Origin of the sequence: Limnohabitans sp. 2KL-1, from assembly GCF_003063435.1 — a bacterium.
Classification (GTDB): domain Bacteria; phylum Pseudomonadota; class Gammaproteobacteria; order Burkholderiales; family Burkholderiaceae_C; genus Limnohabitans_A.
This window is the reverse complement of sequence record NZ_NESL01000002.1, coordinates 445,091-471,484: the sequence shown is the minus strand read 5'-3', so window position 1 is coordinate 471,484 and position 26,394 is coordinate 445,091. Positions and strand designations below refer to the sequence as shown.

General features: G+C 61.4%; 26 protein-coding genes. 16 read left to right on the top strand and 10 right to left on the bottom strand.

Annotated features, from left to right (window positions below):
* Window positions 1-2: 2 nt before the first annotated feature.
* The 7 genes from B9Z47_RS06575 to badH form a co-directional block, all read right to left on the bottom strand.
* On the bottom strand, window positions 3-935 hold the full coding sequence (locus B9Z47_RS06575) for an electron transfer flavoprotein subunit alpha/FixB family protein (RefSeq protein ID WP_108330443.1): 933 nt from the start codon (window positions 933-935) through the stop codon (window positions 3-5).
* Between the two features lie 268 nt (window positions 936-1,203).
* The gene (locus B9Z47_RS06570; RefSeq protein ID WP_108330442.1) at window positions 1,204-1,959 is read right to left on the bottom strand and encodes an electron transfer flavoprotein subunit beta/FixA family protein; all 756 of its coding nucleotides are present in this window, start codon (window positions 1,957-1,959) and stop codon (window positions 1,204-1,206) included.
* Window positions 1,960-2,007: 48 nt separating this feature from the next.
* The gene (locus B9Z47_RS06565) at window positions 2,008-3,168 is read right to left on the bottom strand and encodes an acyl-CoA dehydrogenase family protein (RefSeq protein ID WP_108330441.1); all 1,161 of its coding nucleotides are present in this window, start codon (window positions 3,166-3,168) and stop codon (window positions 2,008-2,010) included.
* A gap of 65 nt (window positions 3,169-3,233) precedes the next feature.
* Window positions 3,234-4,307 carry a tripartite tricarboxylate transporter substrate binding protein gene (locus tag B9Z47_RS06560; protein ID WP_233253685.1) on the bottom strand — a complete coding sequence of 358 codons (1,074 nt, stop codon included), beginning with the start codon at window positions 4,305-4,307 and terminating at the stop codon, window positions 3,234-3,236.
* Window positions 4,307-6,286 (bottom strand): AMP-binding protein, encoded by a 1,980-nt coding sequence (locus tag B9Z47_RS06555; RefSeq protein WP_108330440.1) that lies wholly within the window; start codon window positions 6,284-6,286, stop codon window positions 4,307-4,309. The genes B9Z47_RS06560 and B9Z47_RS06555 overlap by 1 nt, the downstream gene beginning before the upstream one ends.
* A gap of 24 nt (window positions 6,287-6,310) precedes the next feature.
* Complete coding sequence (badI, locus tag B9Z47_RS06550) at window positions 6,311-7,093, bottom strand: 2-ketocyclohexanecarboxyl-CoA hydrolase (protein WP_108330439.1); 783 nt, start codon at window positions 7,091-7,093, stop codon at window positions 6,311-6,313.
* 31 nt (window positions 7,094-7,124) lie between these two features.
* Window positions 7,125-7,892, bottom strand: coding sequence for a 2-hydroxycyclohexanecarboxyl-CoA dehydrogenase (gene badH, locus B9Z47_RS06545; RefSeq protein WP_108330743.1), 768 nt, complete (start codon window positions 7,890-7,892; stop codon window positions 7,125-7,127).
* Between the two features lie 157 nt (window positions 7,893-8,049).
* On the opposite strand from badH, the gene B9Z47_RS06540 reads away from it, so the two are divergent.
* The 13 genes from B9Z47_RS06540 to B9Z47_RS06480 all read left to right on the top strand — a co-directional run bounded on the left by B9Z47_RS06540 (window position 8,050) and on the right by B9Z47_RS06480 (window position 19,949).
* Window positions 8,050-8,526, top strand: a complete 477-nt coding sequence (locus B9Z47_RS06540) for a MarR family transcriptional regulator (protein WP_199226309.1) — start codon at window positions 8,050-8,052, stop codon at window positions 8,524-8,526.
* 170 nt (window positions 8,527-8,696) lie between these two features.
* Window positions 8,697-9,308, top strand: a complete 612-nt coding sequence (locus B9Z47_RS06535) for a hypothetical protein (RefSeq protein WP_146185770.1) — start codon at window positions 8,697-8,699, stop codon at window positions 9,306-9,308.
* A gap of 160 nt (window positions 9,309-9,468) precedes the next feature.
* The gene (locus tag B9Z47_RS06530) at window positions 9,469-10,167 is read left to right on the top strand and encodes a winged helix-turn-helix domain-containing protein (protein WP_108330436.1); all 699 of its coding nucleotides are present in this window, start codon (window positions 9,469-9,471) and stop codon (window positions 10,165-10,167) included.
* Window positions 10,164-11,516 (top strand): ATP-binding protein, encoded by a 1,353-nt coding sequence (locus tag B9Z47_RS06525; RefSeq protein WP_108330435.1) that lies wholly within the window; start codon window positions 10,164-10,166, stop codon window positions 11,514-11,516. The genes B9Z47_RS06530 and B9Z47_RS06525 overlap by 4 nt, the downstream gene beginning before the upstream one ends.
* 127 nt (window positions 11,517-11,643) lie before the next feature.
* Entirely contained in the window at window positions 11,644-12,336 is a 693-nt protein-coding gene (locus B9Z47_RS06520) for a TetR/AcrR family transcriptional regulator (protein ID WP_108330434.1), read from the top strand.
* 99 nt (window positions 12,337-12,435) lie between these two features.
* On the top strand, window positions 12,436-12,972 hold the full coding sequence (locus B9Z47_RS06515; protein ID WP_108330433.1) for a TRAP transporter small permease: 537 nt from the start codon (window positions 12,436-12,438) through the stop codon (window positions 12,970-12,972).
* A 16-nt stretch (window positions 12,973-12,988) separates the two neighbouring features.
* Window positions 12,989-14,266: a TRAP transporter large permease subunit gene (locus tag B9Z47_RS06510; protein ID WP_108330432.1), complete on the top strand. Its 1,278-nt coding sequence runs from the start codon at window positions 12,989-12,991 to the stop codon at window positions 14,264-14,266.
* A 92-nt stretch (window positions 14,267-14,358) separates the two neighbouring features.
* Complete coding sequence (locus B9Z47_RS06505) at window positions 14,359-15,390, top strand: TRAP transporter substrate-binding protein (RefSeq protein ID WP_108330431.1); 1,032 nt, start codon at window positions 14,359-14,361, stop codon at window positions 15,388-15,390.
* Between the two features lie 64 nt (window positions 15,391-15,454).
* The gene (aroQ, locus tag B9Z47_RS06500) at window positions 15,455-15,898 is read left to right on the top strand and encodes a type II 3-dehydroquinate dehydratase (protein WP_108330430.1); all 444 of its coding nucleotides are present in this window, start codon (window positions 15,455-15,457) and stop codon (window positions 15,896-15,898) included.
* A gap of 178 nt (window positions 15,899-16,076) precedes the next feature.
* On the top strand, window positions 16,077-16,910 hold the full coding sequence (locus B9Z47_RS06495) for a shikimate dehydrogenase (RefSeq protein ID WP_108330429.1): 834 nt from the start codon (window positions 16,077-16,079) through the stop codon (window positions 16,908-16,910).
* Between the two features lie 43 nt (window positions 16,911-16,953).
* The gene (locus B9Z47_RS06490) at window positions 16,954-17,829 is read left to right on the top strand and encodes a 4-hydroxyphenylpyruvate dioxygenase (RefSeq protein WP_108330428.1); all 876 of its coding nucleotides are present in this window, start codon (window positions 16,954-16,956) and stop codon (window positions 17,827-17,829) included.
* Window positions 17,830-17,842: 13 nt separating this feature from the next.
* The gene (locus tag B9Z47_RS06485) at window positions 17,843-18,724 is read left to right on the top strand and encodes a sugar phosphate isomerase/epimerase (RefSeq protein WP_108330427.1); all 882 of its coding nucleotides are present in this window, start codon (window positions 17,843-17,845) and stop codon (window positions 18,722-18,724) included.
* A gap of 256 nt (window positions 18,725-18,980) precedes the next feature.
* The gene (locus B9Z47_RS06480; protein WP_108330426.1) at window positions 18,981-19,949 is read left to right on the top strand and encodes a tripartite tricarboxylate transporter substrate binding protein; all 969 of its coding nucleotides are present in this window, start codon (window positions 18,981-18,983) and stop codon (window positions 19,947-19,949) included.
* Between the two features lie 80 nt (window positions 19,950-20,029).
* Here B9Z47_RS06480 and B9Z47_RS06475 read toward each other — a convergent pair whose 3' ends face one another.
* Window positions 20,030-20,806 (bottom strand): phosphatase PAP2 family protein, encoded by a 777-nt coding sequence (locus tag B9Z47_RS06475; RefSeq protein ID WP_233253684.1) that lies wholly within the window; start codon window positions 20,804-20,806, stop codon window positions 20,030-20,032.
* A gap of 127 nt (window positions 20,807-20,933) precedes the next feature.
* Between B9Z47_RS06475 and B9Z47_RS06470 the strand changes: the two genes are divergently transcribed.
* The 3 genes from B9Z47_RS06470 to B9Z47_RS06460 are packed head-to-tail and all read left to right on the top strand — an operon-like array spanning window position 20,934 to window position 24,824.
* Window positions 20,934-21,695 (top strand): response regulator, encoded by a 762-nt coding sequence (locus B9Z47_RS06470; protein WP_108330425.1) that lies wholly within the window; start codon window positions 20,934-20,936, stop codon window positions 21,693-21,695.
* Complete coding sequence (locus tag B9Z47_RS06465; protein WP_108330424.1) at window positions 21,695-23,092, top strand: histidine kinase dimerization/phospho-acceptor domain-containing protein; 1,398 nt, start codon at window positions 21,695-21,697, stop codon at window positions 23,090-23,092. Before B9Z47_RS06470 ends, B9Z47_RS06465 begins: the two co-directional genes overlap by 1 nt.
* Before the next feature lie 58 nt (window positions 23,093-23,150).
* Entirely contained in the window at window positions 23,151-24,824 is a 1,674-nt protein-coding gene (locus tag B9Z47_RS06460; protein WP_108330423.1) for a phosphoethanolamine transferase, read from the top strand.
* A 125-nt stretch (window positions 24,825-24,949) separates the two neighbouring features.
* Here B9Z47_RS06460 and B9Z47_RS06455 read toward each other — a convergent pair whose 3' ends face one another.
* Window positions 24,950-25,336 carry a diacylglycerol kinase gene (locus tag B9Z47_RS06455; RefSeq protein ID WP_108330422.1) on the bottom strand — a complete coding sequence of 129 codons (387 nt, stop codon included), beginning with the start codon at window positions 25,334-25,336 and terminating at the stop codon, window positions 24,950-24,952.
* Window positions 25,337-25,390: 54 nt separating this feature from the next.
* Window positions 25,391-26,347: a type II secretion system F family protein gene (locus B9Z47_RS06450; protein WP_108330421.1), complete on the bottom strand. Its 957-nt coding sequence runs from the start codon at window positions 26,345-26,347 to the stop codon at window positions 25,391-25,393.
* Between the last annotated feature and the right edge of the window lie 47 nt (window positions 26,348-26,394).

The window sequence follows — 26,394 nt, the reverse complement described above, 5'->3', positions numbered from 1 at the left end:
CCTCAAACGGCCTGTGTCAGTTCAGGCACCGCCGCAAACAGATCGGCTTCGAGGCCGAAGTCGGCCACGCTGAAGATCGGGGCCTCAGGGTCCTTGTTGATCGCCACGATCACCTTCGAATCCTTCATGCCCGCCAAATGCTGGATCGCGCCGGAGATACCGGCCGCGATGTACAGCTGCGGCGCGACGATCTTGCCGGTCTGGCCCACTTGCAGGTCGTTGGCCGCGTAACCGGCATCGACCGCCGCGCGGCTCGCGCCAATCGCTGCGCCCAGCTTGTCGGCCAGCGGCGTCATCACTTCGTTGAACTTTTCCGAGCTGCCCAAAGCGCGACCACCCGAGACGATGATCTTGGCCGCCGTCAGCTCCGGGCGGTCGTTCTTGGCGATCTCGCTGCGAGTGAAGCTGCTCTTGTCGCTGTCGGCTTGGGCTGCGGCGCTTTCTACGGCTGCGCTGCCACCTGTAGCGGCTGCGGCGTCAAAGCCGGTGGTGCGCACAGTGATGACTTTGGTGGCGTCGATACTTTGCACGGTGGCGATGGCGTTGCCAGCGTAGATCGGGCGCTCAAACGTGTCGACCGACACCACTTGGGTCACATCGCTGATCTGGGCCACGTCCAGCTTGGCAGCCACGCGAGGGGCGACGTTCTTGCCAGCGGCAGTGGCGGGAAACAGGATGTGGCTGTAGTTGGCGGCGATGGCGAGCACTTGGGCTGCGACGTTCTCTGCCAGGCCGTGGGCCAGAGCTTCGCTGTCGGCGTGGATGACTTTGCTGACGCCGCTGATTTGCGCGGCAGCCGCCGCCGCAGCGCCTGCGTTGTGGCCCGCGACGAGCACATGCACGTCACCACCACAAACGGCAGCAGCCGTGACGGTGTTCAGGGTGGCGCCTTTGATCGAGGCGTTGTCGTGTTCTGCGATAACGAGTGTGGTCATGATGGTTGAGCGTTTGGCGTTGAGCGTTGAGCGTTGAGCGTTGAGCGTTGAGCGTTGGGCGTTGAGCGTTGGGCGTTGGGCGTTGGGCGTTGGGCGTTGGGCGTTGGGCGTTGAGCGTTGAGCGTTGAGCGTTGGGCGTTGGGCGTTGGGCGTTGAGCGTTGGGCGTTGAGCGTTACGGTTTTCGGTTTCGGGGTGCGCACCTGAGGTTGTGCATCGAGCAATGGACGTTGGTTTTTGCTTTTCACGCTGAACGCTGAACGCTGAACCTCAAATGACTTTGGCCACGTTTTTCAGCTTGTCCACCAGCGTGGCGACATCGGGCACCTTGATGCCGGCGCTGCGCTTGGCAGGCTCGGCAACCTTGAGGGTCTTGATGCGGGGGGCCACATCGACGCCCAGGTCTTCAGGCTTGAAGATGTCGAGCTGCTTTTTCTTGGCCTTCATGATGTTGGGCAAGGTCACGTAGCGCGGCTCGTTCAGGCGCAGGTCGGTGGTCACCACCGCAGGCAGGCTGATGCTCAGCACTTCCAGGCCGCCGTCGATCTCGCGGGTCACTTGCGCCTTGCCGTCCACGATCTCGACCTTGGAGGCGAAGGTGGCTTGGGGCAGGTCGGCCAATGCGGCCAACATCTGGCCAGTCTGGTTGCAGTCGTCGTCAATGGCTTGCTTGCCCAAAATGATCAAGCCGGGTTGCTCTTTGTCCACCAGGGCCTTGAGCAGCTTGGCCACGGCCAGGGGCTGCAGGTCCTGGTCAGCGGGGGTCTCGACCAGGATGCCGCGGTCAGCACCAATCGCCATGGCGGTGCGCAGGGTTTCCTGGCACTGGGTCACGCCGCAAGAGACAGCGATAACTTCGGTGGCCAGGCCTTTTTCTTTGAGGCGAACGGCTTCTTCAACGGCGATTTCGTCAAAGGGGTTCATGCTCATTTTGACGTTGGCAATGTCCACGCCGGAGCCGTCGGATTTGACCCGCACTTTGACGTTGTAGTCCACTACCCGCTTCACGGGAACGAGAATTTTCATGAGGTCACTCCAATCGATGTGTGGGTTTCTAAAAGCGTGTGGCTGCTCTCACGCCGTGCGCAGCAACTCGCGGCCGATGATGATTTGCTGCACTTGGGTGGTGCCTTCGTACAGGCGCAGCAAGCGGGCGTCGCGGTAAAAGCGCTCGACCGGGTATTCGTTGATGTAGCCCGCCCCGCCGTGGATCTGCACACCCCGGTCGGCCACGCGGCCCACCATTTCGGTGGAGAACAGCTTGGCGCAGGACACCTGCATGGAAATTTCGGGGTCGGACACATGCGGCGGCTTGAGGTCAAAGCGTGCGGCCACGTCCTTGACCAGCGACCAACCCGCCAGCAACTCGGCCTGGCTGTCGGCCAGCATGGCCTGGATCAGCTGGAACTCGCCAATGGGCTTGCCGAACTGCTTGCGCTCGCGGGCATAGGCGCGTGCCTCGTCCAAGATGCGCGAGGCCAGGCCGCAGGACACGGCCGAGATGTTCAGCCGGCCACGGTCCAGCACCTTCATGGCGGTCTTGAAACCCTGGCCGGGCACGCCGCCGATGATGTTGGCGGCGGGCACGCGCACGTTCTCCAAAATCACATCACAGGTCTTGGTGCCGCGTTGGCCCATTTTTTTGTCGGGCTTGCCCAGCTGGATGCCCGGCAGATCGGCCGGCACGATGAAGGCCGAGACACCGCCCGCGCCCGGCCCGCCGGTGCGCGCCATCAAGGTGAAGGCGCCAGCACGCGGTGCGTTGGTGATGTAGCGCTTGGTGCCGTTGAGCACATAGTGGTCGCCGTCGAGTTCGGCGCGGGTCTTGAGCGAGGCGGCGTCGGTGCCGACATCGGGTTCGGTCAAGGCGAACGACATGATCAGCTCGCCGCTGGCCACGCGGGGCAGGTAGGCGGCTTTTTGCTCGGGCGTGCCGTCCATCAAGATGCCTTGCGAGCCGATGCCGATGTTGGTGCCAAAGACTGAGCGGAAGGCGGGCGCGGTGCGGCCGAGCTCGTAGTTGACCAGCACCTCTTGACTGACCGACAGACCGATGCCACCGAACGCTTCGGGCACCGTCAGGCCAAACAGACCCATGTCTTTCATGTCCTGAACGATGTCCAGTGGCACGTCGTCGTGCTCTTCAAGGTGGTTTTCGGCCGGGATCAAGCGCTCGCGGATGAAGCGCTGGAGGGTGGGCAACAAGAGTTCAAAGGATTCGGAGTCGAGGGCCATGGTGTGTTGACGGATTTCAGGTAAGGGGGGCCGCACACAGGGTGGGGCGGTCAGGTGCGCAGGCTTTAGTCGGCGACGATGTGGCGGTCCTTGATCAGGGCCGACAGTGTTTTGCTTTCGTCCTGCAGGAGTTTTTTGAATTCAGCGTTGTCCAGGGCGATGGGCTCTGCCCCCAGGTTGTTGAAGCGCTCTTTGAGTGCGGGCACGGCCAGGGCTTTGTTCAGTTCACGTGTCAGGCGTTCCAGCACTGGCGCGGGCACGTTTTTCGGGGCCCAGATGCCAAACCAGATGTCCAGGCTGGCCCCCTTGATGCCCATGTCGGCATAGGTCGGGGCATCAGGGAAGAAGGTGGATTTGCGGTCGCTGGCCACGCCCAGCAACTTGACCTTGCCGCTTCGGATGTGCGGGAAGGAAATGCCCGGATCGAACACGAAGTCGGCCTGGCCGGCCAACACATCCTGCAGGGCCGGGGCTGAGCCGCGATATGGGATGTGCGCGATGAAGGTGCCGGTGCTTTGCTTGAACAGTTCGGCAGCCAGATGGGGCGGGGTGGCGGCACCGGAGGATGCGTAGTTCATCTTGCCCGGTTGGGCCTTGGCCTGCGCCACCAATTCCTTGAGGTTTTTGGCTTCCAGGTTGGGGCGGGCCACCACATACATTTGCATGCGGCCGATGCCCATGACCGGTGACAGGTCGCGAGAGGGCAAGACGTTCGATTTGAACAGGAACGGGTTGGCGGTTTCGACCGAGGTGGGGGCCACCAGAAAGGTGTAGCCATCGGGCGCGGCGCGGGCCACTTCGCTGGCGCTCAGGTTGCCACTGGCACCGGGTTTGTTGTCGACCACGAAGCTTTGGCCGGTGTATTCACCCAGCCACTGGGCCAGGGAATGCGACATCACATCGGTGCCGCCACCGGGGGCGAAACCCACCACCAGCCGCACGGGTTTGGTGGGCCAGGCAGCCGTGGGGGCAGCCGTTTGGGCGAAGCTGGGCCATGCGGCTGTGGCCAGCATGGCAGCGGTGCCCAGACCGAGTGCGCGGCGTGTCATTGACGAGAGGCGGTTGTCGTGCAGGCGCATGGTGAATGTCTCTTTGTTGTCTGAAGGGTTGAAAGGTCTGCAGGCCAGGTCTTTGGGCATCAGGCCTGTTCCTGGGCGCTCAAGGCGGCGCGGATACCCGCCACCGCTTCGGGGTTGACCAAGGTGCTCAGGTCGCCGGGGTCTTCGCCCAGCCAGGCAGCGCGCACCACGCGGCGCATCACTTTCATGTTGCGGGTGCGCGGCAGGTCGGCCACAAAAACCACGCGGGCAGGCTTGAAGGCACCACCCAAGCCCGCCACCACGGCGGCCGACAAGGTTTTGGCGGCGCTGGCTTCTTCAGTGTCCGGACGTGGCACGCAAACGCACAACACTGCGGTGCCCTTGATCGGGTCGGGCACGCCGATCACAGCGGCGTCTTGCAGCAGGCCGGTGCCCATCAGCGGGGCTTCGATTTCAGACGGCCCGGTGCGCTTGCCCGCAATCTTGAGGGTGTCGTCGGAGCGGCCGTGCACGTACCACATGCCATCGGCGTCGCGGCTGGCAAAGTCGCCATGCACCCACAGATGGGGCAGACGCGACCAATAACTGTCCAGATAGCGTTCGCGGTCGTGCCAGAGCCCGCGTGTGAGGCCAATGCTGGGGCTGCGCATCACCAGCTCGCCCGTCACGCCCTGGCCCACGCTGTGGCCTTCGGCATCCACCACATCGGCGCCGGTGCCCGGAATCGCGCCCGCAAATGCGCAGGGTTTGAGCGGGTGGATCACGGTGCCGGTGAGGATGCCGCCGATCTCGGTGCCGCCCGAGTAATTGAGCAGAGGCACCTTGCGTTGGCCAATGCGATCAAATGTCCAGTGCCAGGCTTCGGGCGTCCAGGGTTCACCCGTGGAAACGATCACGCGCAGGCTGCTCAGGTCCAGCGCGTCCAGCGCCGCAGTGTCGAGGGACATCGACAAGCGCGCCACGGTGGGTGCCAGGCCCAGGTAGCTCACGCGGTGGCGCTCAATGAGCCGCCACAGCCGGTCCGGTTCGGGGTAGTTGGGCGCGCCTTCGGCCAGCACCACGGTGGCGCCGGTCTGCAAGCCGCCAAACACCAGGATGGGGCCGACCAGCCAGCCCATGTCCGACATCCACAGGAAGCGATCCTCGGGTTTCAGGTCCATGCAGATCGACAGGTCGAGCGCGGTCTTGACCGGAAAGCCGCAGTGCGAATGCACCACACCTTTGGGCTTGCCGGTGGTGCCCGAGGTGAACATCAAGAGGAACGGATCGTCGGCCGGCATTTGCTCGGTCGGCACGGCTTGCACATCTTGTGGCGCGCCAGCGGCCAACTCGTGCCACCAGTGGTCACGGCCTTCGGTCCAGCCGTGGGCAGTAGTCAGGTGGTTGAGCACCACCACATGCTGCACGCCGGGGCAATGCGTCAAGGCTTCGTCCACCACCGGCTTGGCCGACATGGGCTTGCCGCGGCGCAGCGAGCCGTCGACCGTGATCAGGGCTTTGGCGCGACCGTCTTGCAGGCGTTGCGCGATGGCGTCGGCCCCGAAGCCCGAGAACATGGGCAACACGATGCCACCGATCTTGGCCACGGCCAGCATGGCAGCGGCTGCCTGCGGCAGGTTGGGCAAATACATGCCCACCACGTCGCCCCGGCCCAGGCCCAGTTGGCGAAGGCCCCAGGCTAGCTGACAGGTTTCGCGGTCGATGTCTTCAAACGTGCGGGTGGTCTGCGTGCCGTCTTCGCCTTCCCAGATCAGCGCGGGCTGGGTGTAGCGCGGCGTGCCGCGCCAGCGGTCGATGCAGTTGAGCACCACGTTGGTGGTGCCGCCCTCGCACCAGCGGGCAAAGGGCAGGCCTTCACTCGTGTCCAGCACCTGGCTGTAAGGCGTGTAGAAACGGTAGTCCAGAAAACGGATCAACGCATCATGAAAACCGGCCGGGTCGGCGCTGGCTTGTTGGTTCAGCGCTTCGAAGCTGTCCACCCCCAGGGCGCGCATGAAACGTGTGAGGTTCGCGCTGTCGAGCGTGGCAGCGTCGGGCCACCACACGGCGTCGGTGGGCTTGAGGGCTTGGGCTTGCATGACGCGTTGTCTCAGATCCAGTTCTTATTTGGCGTACTTGCGGAACTCGGGCTTGCGTCTTTCTTGCAAGGCCTTCACGCCTTCGCGCGACTCTTCGGTGTCGTAGTACAGCTTGAGCGCGTACATGCCCAAACCGGCAATGCCGGATTGGTGGGCGGTGTCCATGTTGAAGCTGCGCTTGGCAATCGCAATCGCCGTGGGACTGCGCTCGCAGATGGTTTCTGCCCACTCCTGCACGGTGGCGTCGAGTTGCTCGTGTGGCACGCAGATGTTGGCCAGGCCCATGTCAACGGCCTCTTGACCGGAATAGCGCTTGTTGAGGTACCAGATTTCGCGGGCCTTCTTCTCGCCCACCACCCGCGCCAAAAAGGCGGTGCCGTAGCCGGGATCGACCGAACCCATCTTGGGGCCGACCTGGCCGAAGATGGCTTTGTCCGAGCAAATCGTCAGGTCGCAGATGGTGCAAAGCACGTTGCCACCACCAATTGCAAAGCCTTGCACTCGTGCTATCACGGGCTTGGGCACGTCGCGAATCGCCGTGTGCAACTCTTCCATGGGCAGGCCGATGGTGCCCCGACCGTCGTAGTTGCCGTCGTGGGCCGACTGGTCGCCGCCTGTGCAAAAAGCACGGTCACCGGCACCGGCCAGCACGATGCAGCCGATGTCGCGGTCGTAGCCCGCCTTGTTCAGGGCCTTGATGATCTCGTCGCAGGTGGTGCCGCGAAAGGCGTTCATCTTGTCGGGGCGGTTGATCGTGATCCAGGCCACGCCGTTGCGGTTTTCGTACAGGATGTCTTCGAATTGCATGGGATTCTCCAAAAGGGTTGAGGTCGGCCGATCAGCCGTGCATCGTCAAGCCACCAGACACGCTGAGGACCTGGCCGGTGATGAAGGAAGCGTCGCCGCTGCTCAGGAAGACGATGGCACCGGCCAGATCGTCGGGCTGGCCCAAACGGCCCAGCGGGATGGCCTTTTTGAAGGCGTCCATCAGCTTGTCGGGGTTGGACGCGCCTTCGGCAAAACCGGCCAGCAAGGCCGTGTCGGTCGGGCCGGGGCAGACCACGTTGACGGTGATGTTGTGGCGGGCGTGCTCGCGTGCCAGGGTTTTGGACAGTGCGACCAGTCCGCCCTTGCAAGCGGCGTAAACGGCTTCGCCTGACGAGCCGCCACGGGCCGCGTCGGACGCGATGTTGACGATGCGGCCACCACCGCGCGCCACCATGCCGGGCAACACGGCGTGGTGCATGTGCAAAGCGCCTGTCAGGTTGATGGCGATCAGCTTGTCCCACTCGGCCGGCACGGTTTTGGTGAAAGGCTTGAAGATGTCCCAACCCGCGTTGTTGACCAGCACATCGATGGGGCCGAGCTGGGCTTCGGCCGCTGCCACGGCAGCGTCCACCTGGGTGCGGTCAGTGATGTTGCATTCGAAGGCTGCAGCGCTACCGCCTGCGGCCTGGATCTCGTCGGCCACTTTTTGGGCACCGGCCAGGTTCATGTCGAACACGGCCACTTTGGCACCTTCAGCGGCAAAGCGTCGGCTGGTGGCCCCGCCGATGCCGCCGCCGCCGCCGGTCACAATGATGGTTTTTCCGTTGAGGTCTTTCATGTCTTTCTCCGTGAATTGAAATGGGGTGGTGAATCCAGCTTGCTGCACATATGACAACATGTTGACGTATTCTAGGGTTTATCCATATTCCCCATCAAGACCTTCTGGTGTTCAATAACCTATCGTTTACCCTATGTCACAAACCAAAGACGCACGCATGGAACTGGCGAACCGGATTTTTTTCAAGCTGTATCAATGTGCCAATATGTTGCATAAAACCGGCAGCCGGGCGGTGCAGGAAGAAGGCTTGACCACGCAACAATGGGCGGTGCTGGGGGCGCTGTCGCGGCCCGAGGCGGCGCAAGGCATGGGGGTGGGCGAGTTGGCGCGTTACCTCATGGTCAGCCGGCAGAACCTGTCGGGCCTGATCACCCGCATGACGCGTGACGGCCACATCGAGATGAGCACGGACGGGCGCGATCGCCGCTCACGGCTGGTGGTCATGACCGAGTCGGGTCGTCACATCTGGATGGACCTGGCGCAACCCAAGATCAAGGCCTACTACGAGCAGGCCCTGCAGGATTTTTCAATGGGCGACATGGCCCATACCCTGCATTACTTTTTGAAGCTGCTGGACAACATGGAAAAAATCGACCACGCGCTGCCAGAAGATGAGCTTTCCACGGAGGACTGAGTTTTTTGGCCGGGCATGTGATGGTGATGCACACCCGGGCCTGAGCAACGGGGTACTCGGCAAACCGTGACGGTCTTCATCTGCTCTTCAGAATGGCTGGACATACTCAGGATCAGATGTGTTGAACGCGCATCTGTACCTCAATGTTCAATGAAATGAAGGAATGCACCATGTCTGATTTGTACAAGTTTCAATTCGATGTCAACAACACGTCGGTTCTCCAAATGTGGGAAGTCGAGCGCTATAAAACCAAATTGCAGAAAACACTGGGCAGCACGTTTGAAGTCGAAACGGGCCTCAACGATTCAGGCCTGACGGGCGTGTTGTCTGTCACGCAGAGCAAATTGAGCAAAGGGTTTGCCAAGACTTCCGTGTTTGAAGATCAGGACGGTGATGGCTTGTTTCAGCAAGCCTTCGAAATCCAGGTGGCCACTTCAACGGCGACGGCAGCTCAACTGGAAAAGCACAAGTTCAGCTTCGATGCTTCGGGTCAGGTCACGGCCGATTACGAACTGAGCAAAGGCATCTGGAAGCTTGTGGGGATCGATCAGGACGAAGCCTTCACCGTGGTGTCGCTGGACGGGGTGGATTACGTGGTAAAGACCGAGCAAGAGCGCGATGGCGTTGAGTTCGAATTGTTCCGCGATGACAACCAAGATGGTGTCTGGACACGGATTGCCGAGGGCGAGGCCGGTGCCGGATTTGTGGATGCTTCGACCGGCACGGTGGATCTGGTGGGCGTGCAAATCTACCTGGACGCTGCCATTGGCATGGTGGGTTGATTGGCATTCAACATGAGCCGCTCAGGCGGTGATGGGCATCCGTGATATGGTTTCAAAGGGGGGCGGATGCACATGAACACAAAGATGTTCGTGCGGTCGATTTGGCGGGCCACTGTTGTGGCGACGATTGACTTTCAGAACACCCACACAGGCACTGTAAATGCGCGTTTTATTGGCTGAAGATGATGAATTGCTGGGCTCGGGTCTCAAGGCCGGTTTGCAGCAGCAAGGTTTTCAAATTGACTGGGTGCGTGACGGTGTCGCGGCCGAGCGCGAGTTGCTGACGGGCGTCTACGAGGCCGCTGTTCTGGACCTGGGCTTGCCACGCCAAGATGGCATGCAGTGTCTGGTGGCGGTGCGGCGTCAAAAAGTCACGACCCCTGTGTTGATCTTGACCGCACGCGACGGCGTGCCCGATCGCATTGCCGGGTTGGATGCCGGGGCCGATGACTACCTGGTCAAGCCGGTGGATTTGCTGGAGCTTGCTGCCCGTTTGCGCGCCTTGGTGCGCCGGGCGCACGGTGTGGCCGAGCCCGCGTTGGAGGCGGGTGCCTTGCGCATGGACCTGTCTGCACGACAGGTCAGTTGGTGCGGTCGCCCTGTGGACCTGTCCCAACGCGAATACGAAATTCTGCAAATTTTCATGCTCAACCTGGGGCGTGTGCTGACGCGTTCAAGAATTGAGGAGCATCTGTACCAGTGGGGCGCCGAAGTGAGCAGCAACACGGTGGAGGTGCACATCTACCATTTGCGTAAAAAATTACGCTCGGATGTGATCGAGACCTTGCGTGGCGTGGGCTACGTGATGCCCAAAAACATCCAGCCAGATCCCGTCGATGTGAGCGGTGTTGTGGCATGAGCATCTGGTCCAAAGCCACGCTGCAATGGCGTTTGACAGTCAGCCTGCTGCTGACCACGGGCCTGGTCTGGTTGGTGGTCCTGGTCATGACGTGGGTGGAAACCGAGCATGAGCTGAGCGAATTGCTGGACGCTCATTTGGCGCAGACCGCTGCACTGCTGGCAGCCAAAACCGGGGACGGTCACGCAGATGACTTCACAACCACGCCCATCCTCCACAAATACCAGCCCCGTGTCGCCTTTCAGATCTGGCATGAAGACCAGTTGATCGTGCAGTCAGCGCTGGCGCCTTCCGTGGCTTTGGCGCCCTTTGGCAGCGAGGGCGTGTCGGATTTTATGCACGAGAATGCAGCCTGGCGCGTTTTTGCGACACAAGGCAACGCAGCAGATGTCTGGGTGGTGGTGGCCGAATTGCAATCGGCCCGCAATGACATCCTGGAGGCGGGGCTTCGTTCGGCCCTGGGGCCGGTGCTGCTGGGTTTGCCGGCACTGGCCTTGCTCATCTGGTGGGTCGTGTTTCATGCGCTGTCACCCTTGCGCAGTTTGAGCCAAACGGTGTCGCAGCGTCATACACATTCGCTTGAAAAACTGGACGTTGACGCCGTCTCTGTGGAGGTGCAACCGCTGGTGCAGGCCTTGAACCGTTTGTTTGAAAAAATGGCGCTTCAGATGGAAAGCGAACGCCGCTTCAACGCCGATGCTGCGCATGAATTGCGCACGCCGATCGCCGCCATTCGCATGCATGCGCAAGTGGCGCAGGGTGCCGAGCACAGCGAGGATTTGCAGGTTGCTTTGAAGGCTGTGCTGCAAGGCTGCGACCGCGCCACACGCTTGGTGGCGCAGCTGTTGCAAATGTCCCGGCTCAGTGCAGACGAAGTGCACGATGGCCAGGCTCGGTGCGAAGTGGTTTCTGAGACGCGCAGCACACTGGCCGCGTTGGCTCCCCGTGCGGAAATCAAAGCGCAGACCTTGAGTTTGCAGGCCCCCGATGCCTTGGTCTTGTCCATGCCCCCTGGTTTGGTGTCTGTTTTGGTGGGCAACCTGGTGGACAATGCGCAGCGCTACAGCCCTCAGGGCGCTCACATTCAGGTTCAGTGGCTGGCGTCGCCTGTGCCCAGTCTGGTGGTGCAAGACGATGGGCCGGGCATGTCTGAATTTGACATGGCACGTTTGGGCGATCGTTTTTTCAGGGTGCCGGGCAACCAGGCCGAGGGCAGTGGTTTGGGTTGGTCGATCGTGCGTCGGCTGGCGCAAAGCTATGGCCTGAACGTGAAGGTGGAAAGCCCTGCCGAGCAGGGCGGTTTGCGTGTGACGGTGTCCTGGCCTTTGCCGGTCACGGGGTTGCCGTGACGCGGCACCTCATGTGCAGGCCTGCTGCTGAGGGATTTGCAGCGGTTGGCTGCTGAGGCCCTTGGGCTGTGCCGGGGCAGGGCAAGTCCGGATAAAAAATCGGTCGGCTACCGCCTATACTCGTCAAATGAACCAACTGGTACATTTTGAAACACCCAAGCCACCGGCCCCCGAATTGGTCAAGGAAACGGGACGCACCAATGACCCGGCGCGCACCATGGCCGAGATCCTCACCGTGGCCACGCACGAATTTGCCGACAAAGGCCTGACCGGTGCGCGCATCGACGAGATCGCGGCGGCCACGCGCACCAGCAAGCGCATGATCTATTACTACTTCGGCAGCAAGGACGGTCTGTACCTGGCCGTGCTCGAAGAAGCCTACCGGCGCATGCGGGCCATCGAGTCGGACCTGCACTTGGGGGATTTACCTCCCATGGAGGCACTTCAAAAGCTGGTGGAGTTCACCTACGACCACCACCGCGACAACGAAGATTTCATCCGGCTGGTGATGAACGAGAACATCCAGCGGGGCGACTACCTGCGCCAAAGCAGCAACATCCAGCAGCTGAACCAGACCGCTATTCGGTCGGTGCGCGACGTGTACGACCGGGGCGTGGCGCAGGGCGTGTTCAGATCCGGGCTGGACCCGGTGGACATCCACTCGGCGATTTCAGCGTTCACGTTTTTCAACGTTTCGAACCGCCACACCTTCGGGGTGATCTTTCAGGACCGGGCCAGCCCGGACAAGGCCAATACCCTCAAGCGCGAACATGTGGTGGATTTGATTTTGCGTTTTGTAAGCCATCAAATTTTGATATAGCAGGTAGCTGTTTATTCAATTCCAGGATTAGGGAAATTACCTATCCGAGAAAACTAACCAGTTCGTACATTAATGGTAAACCTTTTCAGGAGATGTGTGATGGTTCAAAAATTCATTGACGGGTTTTGCAAAGCGCTGAACGTTGTCATTGCGGTGTGTCTGGCCGTGATGGTGGTGCTGGTGTTTGGCAACGTGGTCATGCGCTACGGCTTCAACTCGGGCATCACCTTGTCCGAAGAGTTGTCGCGCTGGTTGTTTGTCTGGATGACGTTCATGGGCGCGATCGTGGCCCTGCGCGAGCATGGTCACCTGGGCACCGACATGCTGGTGGGCAAGCTGGGGCCTGCGGGCAAGAAATTTTGTCTGGCTTTGTCCTACGTGGCGATGTTGTTCATTTGCTGGTTGCTGTTCAGCGGGGCCTACCAGCAAGCCGTGATCAACCTGGACAGCACCAGTGCGGTGATGGAAGTGTCCATGGCCTGGATTTATGCGCCGGGTGTGGTGTTTGCGGTGTTGGGCGGCTTGATCTTGTTGACCGAGCTGTTTCGCTTGCTCACCGGTCAAATGCGTGACGAAGACCTGGTCATGATCCAGGAATCAGAAGAGTCGCCCCATGGCGGCGCTGACAAAGCCTGAGTGACTGGAGACTGACATGACGATTGCTATTTTTGTTTTTTCATTGATCGGTGCGATGGCCATTGGCATCCCGATCGCGTTTTCTTTGCTGATCTGTGGTGTGGCCCTGATGTGGCACATGAACATGTTCGATGCCCAAATCCTGGCGCAAAACCTGCTCGAAGGCTCCAACAGCTTCCCTTTGCTGGCCGTGCCGTTTTTCATGCTGGCCGGTGAAATCATGAATGCGGGTGGTCTGTCGCGCCGCATCGTGAACTTTGCGATGGCCTGCGTGGGCCACATCAAAGGCGGTCTGGGTTATGTGACCATCATGGCGGCTGTGATCATGGCCGCCTTGTCCGGCTCTGCCGTGGCCGATGCGGCGGCGTTGGCTTCGCTGCTGTTGCCCATGATGGTGGCCGCAGGTCACGACAAAGGCCGCTCGGCCGGTTTGATCGCATCGGCCGGCATCATTGCCCCCGTGATCCCGCCCAGCATTGGCTTTGTGATCTTTGGCGTGGCGGGCAACGTGTCCATCTCCAAGCTGTTCATGGCAGGTATCTTTCCGGGCATCATGCTCGGCGCATCGCTGTGGATGACTTGGTGGTGGCTGGCGCGCCGTGAAGTGGTGCAGGTGCCCCCTCGCAAATCCATGGGCGAGATCATGGTGGCCATGCGCGAGGCCACCTGGGCCTTGGTGCTGCCCTTGATCGTGGTGTTCGGCCTCAAGTTTGGTGTCTTCACACCCACCGAGGCGGCTGTCGTGGCCGCCGTCTATGCCTTGCTGATCTCGACCTTCATTTACCGCGAGCTGAGCCTGAAAGACCTGTTCCCCTTGTTTGTGGCTTCTGCCAAGACCAGCGCGATCGTGATGTTTTTGGTGGCAGCGGCCATGGTCTCGGCCTGGTTGATCACGGTGGCCAACTTGCCGGGCGAATTGATCGCCTTGTTGCAGCCTTTGCTCGACAGCCCGCGTTTGCTCATGCTGACCATCATGGTCATCACCATGGTGGTGGGCACCGCACTGGACATGACGCCGACCATCTTGCTGTTGACACCTGTGTTGATGCCTGTGGTCAAAGCCGCAGGCATTGACCCTGTTTATTTTGGCGTGCTGTTCATCATCAACAACGCGATTGGCCTGATCACCCCGCCTGTGGGCACGGTGCTCAATGCGGTCGCCGGTGTGGGCAAGATCAGCATGGACGAAGTGACCAAGGGGGTGATTCCTTTCATGATCGCCCAGTTCACGATCATGTTTGCGATGGTGGCTTTCCCCGCTTTGGTGATGGTGCCAGCCCGCTGGTTCTATTGATTCCTGGCTTTGTCGTCTGACCGGGTACGCCAGACGACAAGCCTTTTGATGGTGGCGTACGTCCGATTCACTTTATTTTCTGGAGACAACTCATGAAACGTGTGTTCATCAAATCCCTGATCGCTTCCGTCGCTCTGGCGGCTGTGGGCGTTGCTTCGGCCCAAGACAAAGTCATCAAGTTCGCCAACCAGAACACGGCCGGTCACCCCATCGTGTTGGGCATGGAAAAGTTCAAGGAAATCGTCGAGAAGAACTCTGGCGGCAAGATCAAGGTCAACGTGTTCCCAGGCGGCGCACTGGGCAGCGACCAGGCCAACGTGTCGGCCATCCAGGGCGGTACATTGGAGATGGCTTCGATGAACTCGGGCATCTTTGCTTCGCAGGTCAAAGAATTCGCGATTTTTGACTTCCCCTTCATGTTCGGCTCCGGCAAAGAAGCTGACGCGGCTGTGGACGGTGCCTTCGGCAAGAAGCTGCACGCCAAGCTGGAAGACAAGGGCATCATTGGCTTGGGCTTTTACGAGCTGGGTTTTCGCAACATCACCAACAGCAAGCGCGCCATCAACAAGGTCGAAGATCTGGAAGGCCTCAAGTTGCGCGTGATCCCCAACCCGATCAACGTGGACTGGGTCAAAGCCTTGGGTGCCAACCCCACACCCCTGCCATGGCCTGAGGTGTATGCCGCTTTGGAACAAAAAGCCGTGGACGGCCAGGAAAACCCTGTGGCCACCATCAACGGTGCCAAGCTTTACGAAGTGCAAAAGCACCTGGCCCTGACCGGTCACCAATACAACCCCCAGTCGGTCATCATCAGCAAGAAGTTCTGGGAAAAGCTGTCGGCTGCCGAGAAGAAAATCGTGTCTGACGCGGCCACCGAATCGGCCAAGTTCCAGCGCGAGAAAGCACGCGCTCTGGAAGCCAGCATTCTTGAAAACCTGAAGAAAAACGGCATGCAAGTGTCGCAGTTGCCTGAGTCCGAAATGGCCAAGCTGCGCGACAAGATGCGCCCCGTGACCGCCAAGTACGGCGTGACCGTGGGCCAAGATCTGGTCAAGGAACTGCAAGCTGAAATCGACAAGGTGCGTTCCGCTGCTGCGGCACCTGCCAAGAAATCGGGCAAGTAATTGCGCGCCAAGGCTTCGCCGCGTGTGCGGCGAAGCCTGCTTTGTTTTTCCATAAGGATGAGTCATGAAAGTCTTGATGCTGCACGGCGTGAACCACAACATGTTCGGCAAACGCGACCCCAAGCAATACGGCACCATCACCCTCGATGAAATCAATGCCAACTTGCACCAACTGGGCCACGAATTGGGTGCCGAGGTCGAGTGCTATCAGACCAACCACGAAGGTGACATGTGCGAGCGCATTCACCAGGCGTACTTTGACCATGTCGACGCCGTGCTGATCAACGCCGGTGCCTGGACGCATTACAGCTACGCCATCCGCGATGCGCTGGCCGTGCTGACTTGCCCCATCGTGGAGTTGCACATGTCCAACATCCACGCCCGCGAAGAATTCCGCCACCACTCGGTGTTTGCCGAGATCGTCAAAGGCCAGATCTGCGGCTTTGGCGCTGACAGCTATTTGCTGGCGCTGCGCGCTGGCGTGTCGGCTGCGCAAGCCCAAGGCTGATCTCCCGCTGGCTCAGCTTGGCGGACTAGGCTCAGTAAAAACCCTTTTTTCGTTCAATGATCGTACGCTCATGTTCGGTCATTGGATCTTTGCTGGCCGATCCAACCGCGCCAGGCGTGAGTGCCTCGGACAATCGCGATCTGGAAGACAGTGAACTAACCTTGCAACAGCAATAGCAATGATCAACGGCAACACAGAAATCATCGCCCACATCGGCTACCCCACGCACACCTTCAAGTCGCCGATGATCTACAACCCGTACTTCGAAGAAGCGGGCATCAACGCCGTGGTCGTGCCCATGGGCTGCAAACCCGAGAACTACCCCCAGTTTCTGAAGTCGGTGTTCACGCTGGAGAACATCCGGGGTGCGCTGATCACCATGCCGCACAAGGTCACCACCGTGGGCTTGCTGGATGAAGTGACGGCCACCGTGCGCGTGGCCGGTGCCTGCAACGCCGTCAAACGTTTGGCCGATGGCCGCTTGGTGGGCGACATGTTTGACGGTGCAGGTTTTGTGCGCGGCGTGCAGCGCAAAGGCGTTGATCTGACCGGCAAGCGCGTGCTGGTGGTGGGCACAGGTGGTGTGGGCTGTGCCATTGCGGCTTCGCTGGCGGGGGCTGGCATTGCGGCCATCAGTCTGTTCGATGTGAACACCGCCGGATGCGAGGCCTTGGCCCAACGCCTGAAAGACAACTATCCGCAAATCGAGGTGCGCACCGGCTCCAACGACCCGGTGGACCACGATTTGGTCGTCAACGCCACGCCCATGGGCATGAACGAAGGCGACCCGCTGCCCATGGACGTGTCGCGTCTGTCGCCCGACACCTTTGTGGGCGAAGTGGTCATGAAAGCCGAGACCACCGCGTTTTTGGCTGCGGCGCAGGCCCGCGGTTGCCGCACGCAGGTGGGCACCGACATGCTGTACGAGCAAATTCCCGCCTATCTGGAGTATTTTGGTTTGCCCACCACGACCGCCGATGTGCTGCGCCGTGTGGCCAAATTGAGTTACTGAACCTTTGTCTGATGGCGATTGAGCGCCTGACTGGAGCCCTGAGATGACCTTGAACAAAGTTGACCGCGAAGCCGTTCCCGAAATGCCCAATCGCTTGGGGATCGCCGGCATTGAATTCATCGAATACGCCACCAGCCGTCCGCAAGCGCTGGGGCAGGTGCTGGAGAACATGGGCTTTCGTCCTGTGGCCCGCCACCGCTCGCGTGAAGTGACCCTGTACCGTCAGGGCGGCATGAACTTGGTGGTCAACGCCAACCCTGACGATGCCCGCGTGAGCAGCACTGTGGACGGCCAGCCCGTGATCTCGGCCGTGGCTTTCCGGGTGCAGGATGCCCTCAAGGCGCACACCCGCTGCCTGGACCTGGGGGCCTGGAGCGTGGGCAGCCATGCGCAGGCGATGGAACTGCACATCCCCGCCATCCACGGCCCGGGCGGCAGCCGCTTTTACTTTGTGGACCGCTGGCAAGAGTTTTCGATCTACGACATCGACTTCAAACCCATCCCTACCGTGGACCCCAACCCGCCCGCATTGGCAGGCATGAGCTACTTTGGTGTGGTGCAGTACATCGGTGCCGCCCGCAGCGCCGACTGGCAGACCTATTACGAACACATGTTTGACTTCAGCTCCATCCCCGACGAAGAGCGCTTTGGCATCCTGCCCAAGGGCAAGCTGATGAAGAGCCCTTGCGGCACCTTCTTGTGGCAACTGGTGGAGCCCGATGTCTGGATGGATGGCGACGACAGCCCCGAGTGCTTGCAGCGCATCGGTTTTGGCGTGCCCAACGTGGCCGAGGCTGTGGCAGCGCTCAAGGCGCGTGGCGTGGAGTTTGTTGAATCGACCCAGCTGCACCCCGAAGACCGTGGCGCCCTGACGCGCAACGCGCTGGGTTCCGTTGCATTTGAACTCGTCCACCAATAAGCCGGGAGCTGCTATGAACTTGCTCGACGGCTACGGCATGGACACCATCACCATGGCCGGCACTCTGGAGGCCAAGCTGGTGGCCATGAAGGGCGCAGGCTTTTCCCAGGTCATGCTGATGGCCCGTGATCTGGTCACGCACCCCGGCGGCGTGAAAGCGGCGGTTGAAGCTGTGCATGCCAGCGGCATGCGACCCACCGGTTTTCAGGTGCTGCGCGATTTTGAAGGCCTGTCAGGCCACCTGCACAGCTACAAGCTCGACATCGCCAAGGCCATGCTGGAGATGTGCGCGGCCACCGGCAGCAAGGTCTTGCTCGCTTGTTCGTCCACCTCGCGCCATGCCACGCAAGACCTGGACCAGATTGCTGCTGATTTGAAAAAGCTGGCCATGCTGGCGGTGCCGCTGGGCATCAAGGTGGCCTACGAGGCGCTGTCGTGGGGCCGCACGGTCAACGAATTTCCCACCAGCTGGGATGTGGTCTGCCGGGCCGATTGCCCCAACCTCGGCATTGGCCTGGATTCGTTCCACATCTTTGCCGCCAAGACACCTCTGGATGCCATCGAAGAGCTGGACCCGTCCAAAATCTTCCTGGTGCAACTGTCGGACTTCATGTGGCAGGAAACCCCGACCTTTGAAGAGCGCATGACGACAGCCCGCACTTTCCGGGTGTTCCCGGGCGAGGGCGTGCACAGCGAGCAACTGGCCGATCTGGTGTTGCGCCTGGACCGCATCGGTTACCGGGGCGACTACAGCTTTGAAGTCTTCAACGACGACTACCAGCAACTGCCGCTGGAAACCGTGGCCGAGCGCGCCCGCAAAAGTGCGACCTGGCTGCACCAGGATGTGCTGCACAAATCGGCACCGTTGCCCGAGTGGGCACGCCAGCGCGCTTGAATCCGGCACAAGCTGGCCTGCAAGCCCCGCCTGACCCAGGTCAGCCGGGGCTTTTTTTCGAGCTATCGGCAAGAATCGCCAGTCATTGCGGCCATTGAAGACGCCGCTCAAGACACCTCTTGATGCATTTAATAAGCATGCATATAATATGTGTGCTTATTCATCCAGCCCTCTGGGCTCGCCAATGGTGGCCTGACTTCGCCCGGCGCGTGCCCTTGGCGCTTTCCACTTTGGATTCACAGACCCCTGAAACACCATGATCAAATCCTTTGCCAGTGCCCTTGTTTTGGTTTCTGCCGCGTGTGCCTCTTACGCACAAGGGGCATTCCCCAGCAAACCCGTGACCTTCGTGACCGCTTTTGCCGCAGGCAGTGGGCCAGACGCCGTGTTGCGTCAGGTGGGTGAGAAACTCTCCAAACTTTGGGGGCAACCCGTCCTGATCAACAACAAACCCGGGGGGGGAGGCTTCATCGCCATTGAAGCCACGCGCCGTTTGCCCGCTGACGGCTACACCTTGCTGCAACTCGACAGTGAACACCTGGCCGCTTTGCCGCATCTGTACAAGTCCAAAAACTTCGTCACCTTGCAGCATTTCGATCCGGTGGCACCGTTGTTCCGCACGCCATTTCTGGTGGCCGTGGCCACCGACTCCAAATGGCAAAACATGAAGGACTTGATCGGCGCGGCCAAGGCGGCACCGGGCAAAGTCAGTTTCGGTTCCTGGGGCATTGGCAGCCCCGGTCATCTGGGGGGAGAGCAAATCGAATGGCTGAACCAGGTGGAGATGACCCATGTCGCCTTCCGCGAGGTGTCACAGTTGTTCACTTCGGTGGGGGCGGGCGACATCCAGTGGAGTTTTGCCAGCATCCCGTCCAGCGCAGGCGTCTACAAAGCGGGCAAGCTGCGTTACATCGCCGTGGCGGCCAGCAAACGCATCCCCCAGATGCCCGAGGTGCCGACCGTGGCCGAAGCCGGTGGCCCGGCCCATTTTGAAGTCAATTCGTTTGTGACCTTGCTCGCACCCAAAGGCATAGCCAAAGATGTGCAGGAAAAGATCCACGCCGATGTGCTGAAGGTCCTGGCCGATCCTGAAGTGAAGGCCCGATACAACACGTTCGCGTTTGAAACGCTCAATTGGTCGGCCAGCGACATCCGCAAAAACGCCGAAGCCAAGAGCAAGATTTACGAGCAGTTGGTGACGCGCAAGAACATTTCTCTGGAATAAGCCAGCGGCCTGCAAGGGCCGGATGCCTCTTGGGCTGTGGCGTGCAAACCACGCCAGGGCTTGGTTCAGTCACACGCCCTTCATGGGCCGATTGGCGTGCGACTTGCCGCTTTGACTTGTCGCCATTTTGCCCCCGCCAGGAACAAGCCATGGTTGGCCCAAGCGGCCGCGGCGCAGACCACCGCCGTCCACGCGGTGTGGCTGGGGTAGTGGGCACCTCGGAGGGTTTGCACCACGCCCAGCACGACACCTGTGGTCAAAATCACCCCCGTCAACACCAGCCCCAGGCGTTGTTCGCCCGGTTGTGCCGATCTCAGCCAAGGCACGGTCATGGCCAGAAAAGCAAAAGCGCTCGACGCATGGCCGCCCGGAAAACAAAAGCCGCTGCCGCCATCGGCCATGCCCCAGGACCAGTGCGACACATAGGCGGCGGCACCGCCAAAGGCTTGCAGATCCCAGGGGCAACTGGTCAGGCTCACGCGTTTGATGGCCGTCACCAGCATCAGGCTGAGCGTGATGCCCAGCGCCATTTCCAGGCGCTGGACGCGGTGCAATGACCTGAAAACGCCCATGGGTCGCAACGCCATGACCCACACGAAGACGTAGACGAGCACGGCCAGTTGCTTGAAGGCGTCGTGCATCACGTTTTTAAGCCACCAGTGGTCGCGCAAAGGGAAGCCGCTAGTGTCGCCCAGCGTGGCCATCACGGCCAGGTCGGCACCACTGGCATCCCAGGCCAGAGTGGCCAGCAGCAGCGCGGCCCAAAGCCACAGGCTCAGGTTCAATGCGCGGCTGCGCTCAGGTACCCGGGCGTGGGCATGCTGCGGCTGAAGGGGCCGGGGGTCTGATTTGTGCATTTGCGAATTAAAAACCATTTGGGTTAAGCCAGGCTTAAAGTGGATGTGTCAATGTGCGTTCATGCCTTTCACGCCTGACACAATCGCATGGGTTCAAGTCGCCACGAACGTGGAGGGGATGTCGACGATGCGGGTGTTGATTGTGGAAGACGATGCAGGCATAGCCTCGGGCCTGGCCGCCAACCTCAAAGGGGGCGGTTACGCCGTGGACGTGACCCCCACGCTGGCCTTGGCCTCGGCGGCTTTGCGTGTGGAGAGCTTCGATCTCGTTTTGCTGGATCTGAACTTGCCAGATGGTGACGGTCTGGACTGGTTGGGCCAGATTCGGCTTGCGGGGGCCACCATGCCGGTGCTCATCATGACCGCCCGGGATGCCTTGCCCGACCGGATTGCGGGTCTGGACCAGGGCGCGGACGATTATTTGGTCAAGCCGTTTGAGCCTCAGGAGCTGCTGGCGCGCATGCGCGTGGCCTTGCGCCGCAGCGAAGGGCGAGCTTCGCCTTTGTTGCGTCATGGTGACTTGGTGGTGGACCCTGCCGCCCACAGCGTCACACGGCAAGGGCAGCCCGTGGTGCTGCGTGCCAAGGAATATGCCTTGCTTTTGACCTTGCTGCGCGCCAGCGGTCAGGTGCTGTCGCGTCAAAGGCTGGAGCAGGCGCTTTACGGATTCGATGAAGTGCTCGACAGCAACGCGCTGGAGGTGCACATGCACCACTTGCGTCGCAAACTGGGCGATGGCTTGGTCAAAACCGTGCGGGGGGTGGGCTATTACGTGCCGGTGGCGCCCGCAGATGCCCCTGCCAGCGTGCAGGAGACGGCGGCAGCCTTGCTGCCACAGGGCTTGCCGGCGCAGGGCGGTGCCACGCCCAAACCAGGGCATGCCTGCTGATGCGGACCCTCGTGCCCGGGGCCTCTTCCCGTTTGTTGTGGCGCAACCTTTGGGGGTGGGCGCTGGCCGCCATGCTGGCGGTCTGGCTGTCGCTGACCGGCGTGGCGTATTACACCGGTTTTCACGAAGCCGGAGAAATCAGCGATGGCTTGTTGACCTCGGCGGCCGACTTGTTGCTGCACCAACCGGTGGGTGCAGACAACACCACCCCTCCTATGGAGGCCAGGCCCATGCCAACGGCCCAGGGCAGTGCCTATGCACCCCAGTTGCATGTGCTGGTGTGGCAAAACGGGCGTTTGGCGTGGGATTCGCATGGGGTGGTCGGCCAATTGCCGGGGCCATTGGCTTTGGGTCACCAGACGCTGAGCCTGTCACAGGATGGGCGGGCGCAGGATTGGCGCGTGTATGTGGCCGAGACGGGCCAGCCCGGGGCCGTGCGGCGTGTGGCCGTGCTGATGGACCTGCAGCGGCGACAAGCCCTGGCCGCGGACATTGCGCAACACCTCGTGGCACCCGCCCTGGTGTTTTTGCCGCTGGTGGCCCTGGTGCTGGCCTGGGCCATCCGGCGGGGGCTGCGGCCTTTGGAACACTTGTCCGCCAAAATTCAGGCGCTGAATGTCGACGCGGGCCAAAGCCTGACCTTGAAGCAGCCTTACCAGGAGTTGGGCGTCATGGTCAACGCCATCAACCAGCTGGTGCAGCGTTTGGCCAGCCAAGTCCAGCGCGAACGCCGCTTTGCCGCCGATGTGGCCCATGAGTTGCGCACACCGCTGACATCGTTGGTGTTGCAGGCGCGGCTGGCCCGCGACAACCCCGGTGCATCCGAACAAACCCAAGCCTTGCAGGCGGTGGAGCAAGGCGCCATGCGGGCGGGGCGCATCTTGTCGCAGTTGCTGGATCTGGCCCGGGCCCAGAGTTTGGCCGATGATGGGTCGGAGTCGGTGGACTTGTGCGCACTGGCCCACCTGGTGGTGTCGGAACATGCCGCACTGGCGCATGCATTGGGTCAGGAGATCGCCCTGGAAGCGCCCGAGCAGCCGCTTCGGGTGCCCGGGCGGACCACCCTGCTGGAGCTGGCCCTGCGCAACTTGGTGGACAACGCCTTGCGACACAACCCGGCCGGCACCTATGTGGAAGTCCGGGTCGCCATCGATGGCACCGGCCGGACCGTGCTGTCGGTCAGCGACGACGGCGCTGACGCCGACGCATTGCATGGTGGGGGGGACGCGTCATCAGAAACCCTGGCGGTGCGCGGCATGGGCATTGGCTTGACGCTGGTCGAGCGCATTGCGCAAAGCCAGGGCGTGCTGCTGGTGCGAGACGGGGCGGCTGCGCCTTTTAGCAAGCGCTATGCCTTGATCTGGGAAAACGCTGCGCGATCCGGATACCCCGGTTAATGTTGTGATAAGTCGCAGTTCCTACAATCTGGACCGTTTAACTGCCGGTTCTTTGCTGATGACCCCTACACCTGTTGCCCGCCGCCCTTGGCACCCTTTGCATTTGTTGCTGATTCTGGCCCTCTGGTTGAGCACCTTGGGCAATTTGCCCCTGTGGGGGGCTTTGTGGGGCTTGACCGAAACCCACGGTCTGCGCACCTGGCTGGGTTTGATCGGGTTTGGCGTGATGGTGCTGGCGGCCACCACCGTGCTGCTGTGCCTGGTGGTTTGGCCCCGTTGGCGCAAAGTGGGCGGACTCGTGCTGCTGACCATCGCGGCGGCCAACAGCTATTTCATGTCCACGTACGGCGTGGTCATCGACCCGACCATGATGGCCAACACGGTGCAGACCGATGTGCGCGAGGTGCGCGATCTGCTGTCTTGGTCCATGCTGGTGGTGCTGGGTTTGGGGGTGGTGTTGCCCGGCTGGTGGTGGTGGCGTCAACCGGTGCAACAGCTGCCCGCCTTGCGCCTGGTGGGCAAACAATTGGGCTTGGCGGCGGTGGCGGTGCTGGTCACACTGCTGGTGGTGTGGGCCTCGTTCCAGGACCTGGCCTCCACCATGCGCAACCACAAATCCTTGCGTTACATGCTCAACCCCTTCAACACCGTGTACGCCAGCACCCGCTTGGTGGTGGGGCAGACCGCGCAGGCCCGCATGCCCCTTCAGTCCATAGGGCAAGACGCTGTCATGGCCCGCACCGCCGGTGCGGCCAGCCCATCTCCGCTGATTGTGCTGGTGGTGGGTGAAACTGTGCGCGCTGCCAATTTTGGGCTGGGTGGTTATGCGCGCGACACCACGCCCCAACTTCGGCAGCTGCAAGCCAGCGGCGAGCTGGGCTATTTTTCGGATGTCACCTCGTGCGGCACCAACACGCAGGTGTCGGTGCCCTGCATGTTTTCGCACTTGGGGCGTGAGGCTTATGCCCAAAACGATGTTCCTTACGAAAACCTGCTCGACGTGCTGCAGCGGGCGGGCATGCATGTGTTGTGGCTGGACAACCAGTCCGGCTGCAAAGGCGTGTGCGACCGTGTGGCCCATGCCGAAACCCGTGAACTGAAAGACCCGGCGCTGTGTGCGGACGATGAATGCCTGGACGAGATCATGCTGCGCGTGTTGCCCGCCAAATTGGCTGAACTGCAAGCGCAAGCCGCTGGTGGTCGGCCTGCCGCTGGCACCGTGGTCGTGATGCACCAGATGGGCAACCACGGCCCGGCCTATTACAAGCGCACACCCAAAGACATGAAGGTATTTCAACCTGAATGCCGCAGCAATGTGCTGCAGGATTGTCCGGCTCAAGACATCGTCAATGCCTATGACAACGCGGTGCGCTACACCGACCACTTTCTGGCTCAGACCGTGACCTGGCTGAAAGCGCAAAAGCGCCCGACGGCCATGCTGTACCTGTCGGATCACGGCGAGTCGCTCGGTGAAAAAGGCCTGTACCTGCACGGCATGCCCTTTGTCATGGCCCCCAAAGAGCAGACCCATGTGCCCATGGCCCTGTGGTTGTCGCAACCCATGCAGTCGCACTTGGGTTGGGACAAGACCTGCTGGCAAAGCCAGACCCGGCAAGCGGTCACGCACGACCACCTGTTTCATTCGGTGCTGACGCTGGCGCAGGTCAAGACCAGCTTGCACCAGCCCCAACTGGATGTGTTTGCGGCCTGCACCAACGCCGCACGCCGATAAACGCATGAGCCGCTTGCTTGGGTGCGTTGAGCTGGCTGGGTGCAGGTGGCATGGTGCTCAAGCGGTCATCGGCCTGTCGATCAGGCCGGTGCTACACCCGCTTTGGGGCCAATCGGTTGGCCCAATCAGGCGGCCCACCAGCGCCAAAGGGCGCTGAGCCACACCCCGCCACACAGCAGCAAGCTCAGCAGCACGGCGGCGCTGCCCATGTCTTTGGCCCGTTTGGACAGATCGTGCCATTCGGGTCCCACCCGGTCGATGGCCGACTCGACGGCGGTGTTGAGCAATTCCACCACCAAAACCGCCACCACCACGCCGATCAGGAGCACCGTTTCGGTCCAGCTTTGCCCCAGCCACCACGCAGCAGGCAACACCAGCACCGCCAGGATGGCCTCTTGGCGAAACGCCGGTTCATGCCAGCCGGCTCGCAAACCCTCGACGGAATAAAAAAATGCGTGCCAGACGCGTGACAGGCCCTGGCGTTTGGGCTCGACAGCAGGTTGATCGTTCATGGTGGATTCAGTAAGTGGACGCGATCAGCGTAACCCGTCGATGTTAACGCGCTCTTAAGTTCCTCCCACCTTGATGAACTGCCGCGCCAGCGTGACGGCCACCGGCCCCAGCAGCACGGTGAGCAGGGAGGGGAAGACGCAAAAGATGAGCGGGATGAGCAGCTTGACGGGCAGTTTGGCGGCGGCTTCTTCGGCGCGCAGGCGGCGCTGGGTGCGCAGGGCGTCGGCGTGCACTTGCAGGGATTCGGAGACGCTGGTGCCAAAGCGGTCGGCCTGGATCAGCATGGACACCAGGGCGTCGATGTCTTTGAGACCGATGCGCACCGACAAATGGCGCAGCGCCTCGGCGCGTGATGCGCCTGCCCGCAGGGCCATGCCGGTCAGCGCGAATTCATCGGACAGTTCGGGCCTAGCCAGGCGCATTTCGCGGCCCACGCGTTCGATGGCCGCGTCCAGCCCGAGTCCGGCCTGCACGCACACGCGCAGCAAATCCAGCGCGTCCGGGAAGGCGTGCATCAAGGCCAGCTGGCGGCGGCGCACGCGCAGGCTCAATACCCAGTCGGGCAGGTAATAACCCATGGCTGCGCCCGCCAGCACCGGGGCAAAGCGCTGCAGGCCCGGCCATCGCCAGCCGCTCATTTCGACCAAGCCCCAAGCCACAGCGGGCAGCAACAGGGTCAGCAGCGTTTTGCTGGTGAAGTAAATCTGCAGTGCCACGGGCGAGCGCCAACCCGCGTTCCAAAAGCGCACGCGCAAGGCCGAGGGGGTTTCGCCATCGCCGCCAGACATGCCCGCCGTCCAGGGGCTGAGCCAGAGCAGCGCGGCCACCAGCCGCTGCTGCAGACTTTGCCAAAAGGAGGGCGTGGGTTGGTCGCTGGCGGGGGCGGGCGTGCTCAGCCGTGACAGGCGCTGCTGGCCGGCATCGGGCAGCCAGCGCACCAGCAGGGCGTAGCTGAGGGTGACGACCAGCGCAAAGACGAGCCCTGCGAATACAAGGGGTGGGAGTGTCATGGTGTGCTTGCCTTGAAGGAGGGTTGCAGGAGGGGGCTTGCAGAGGG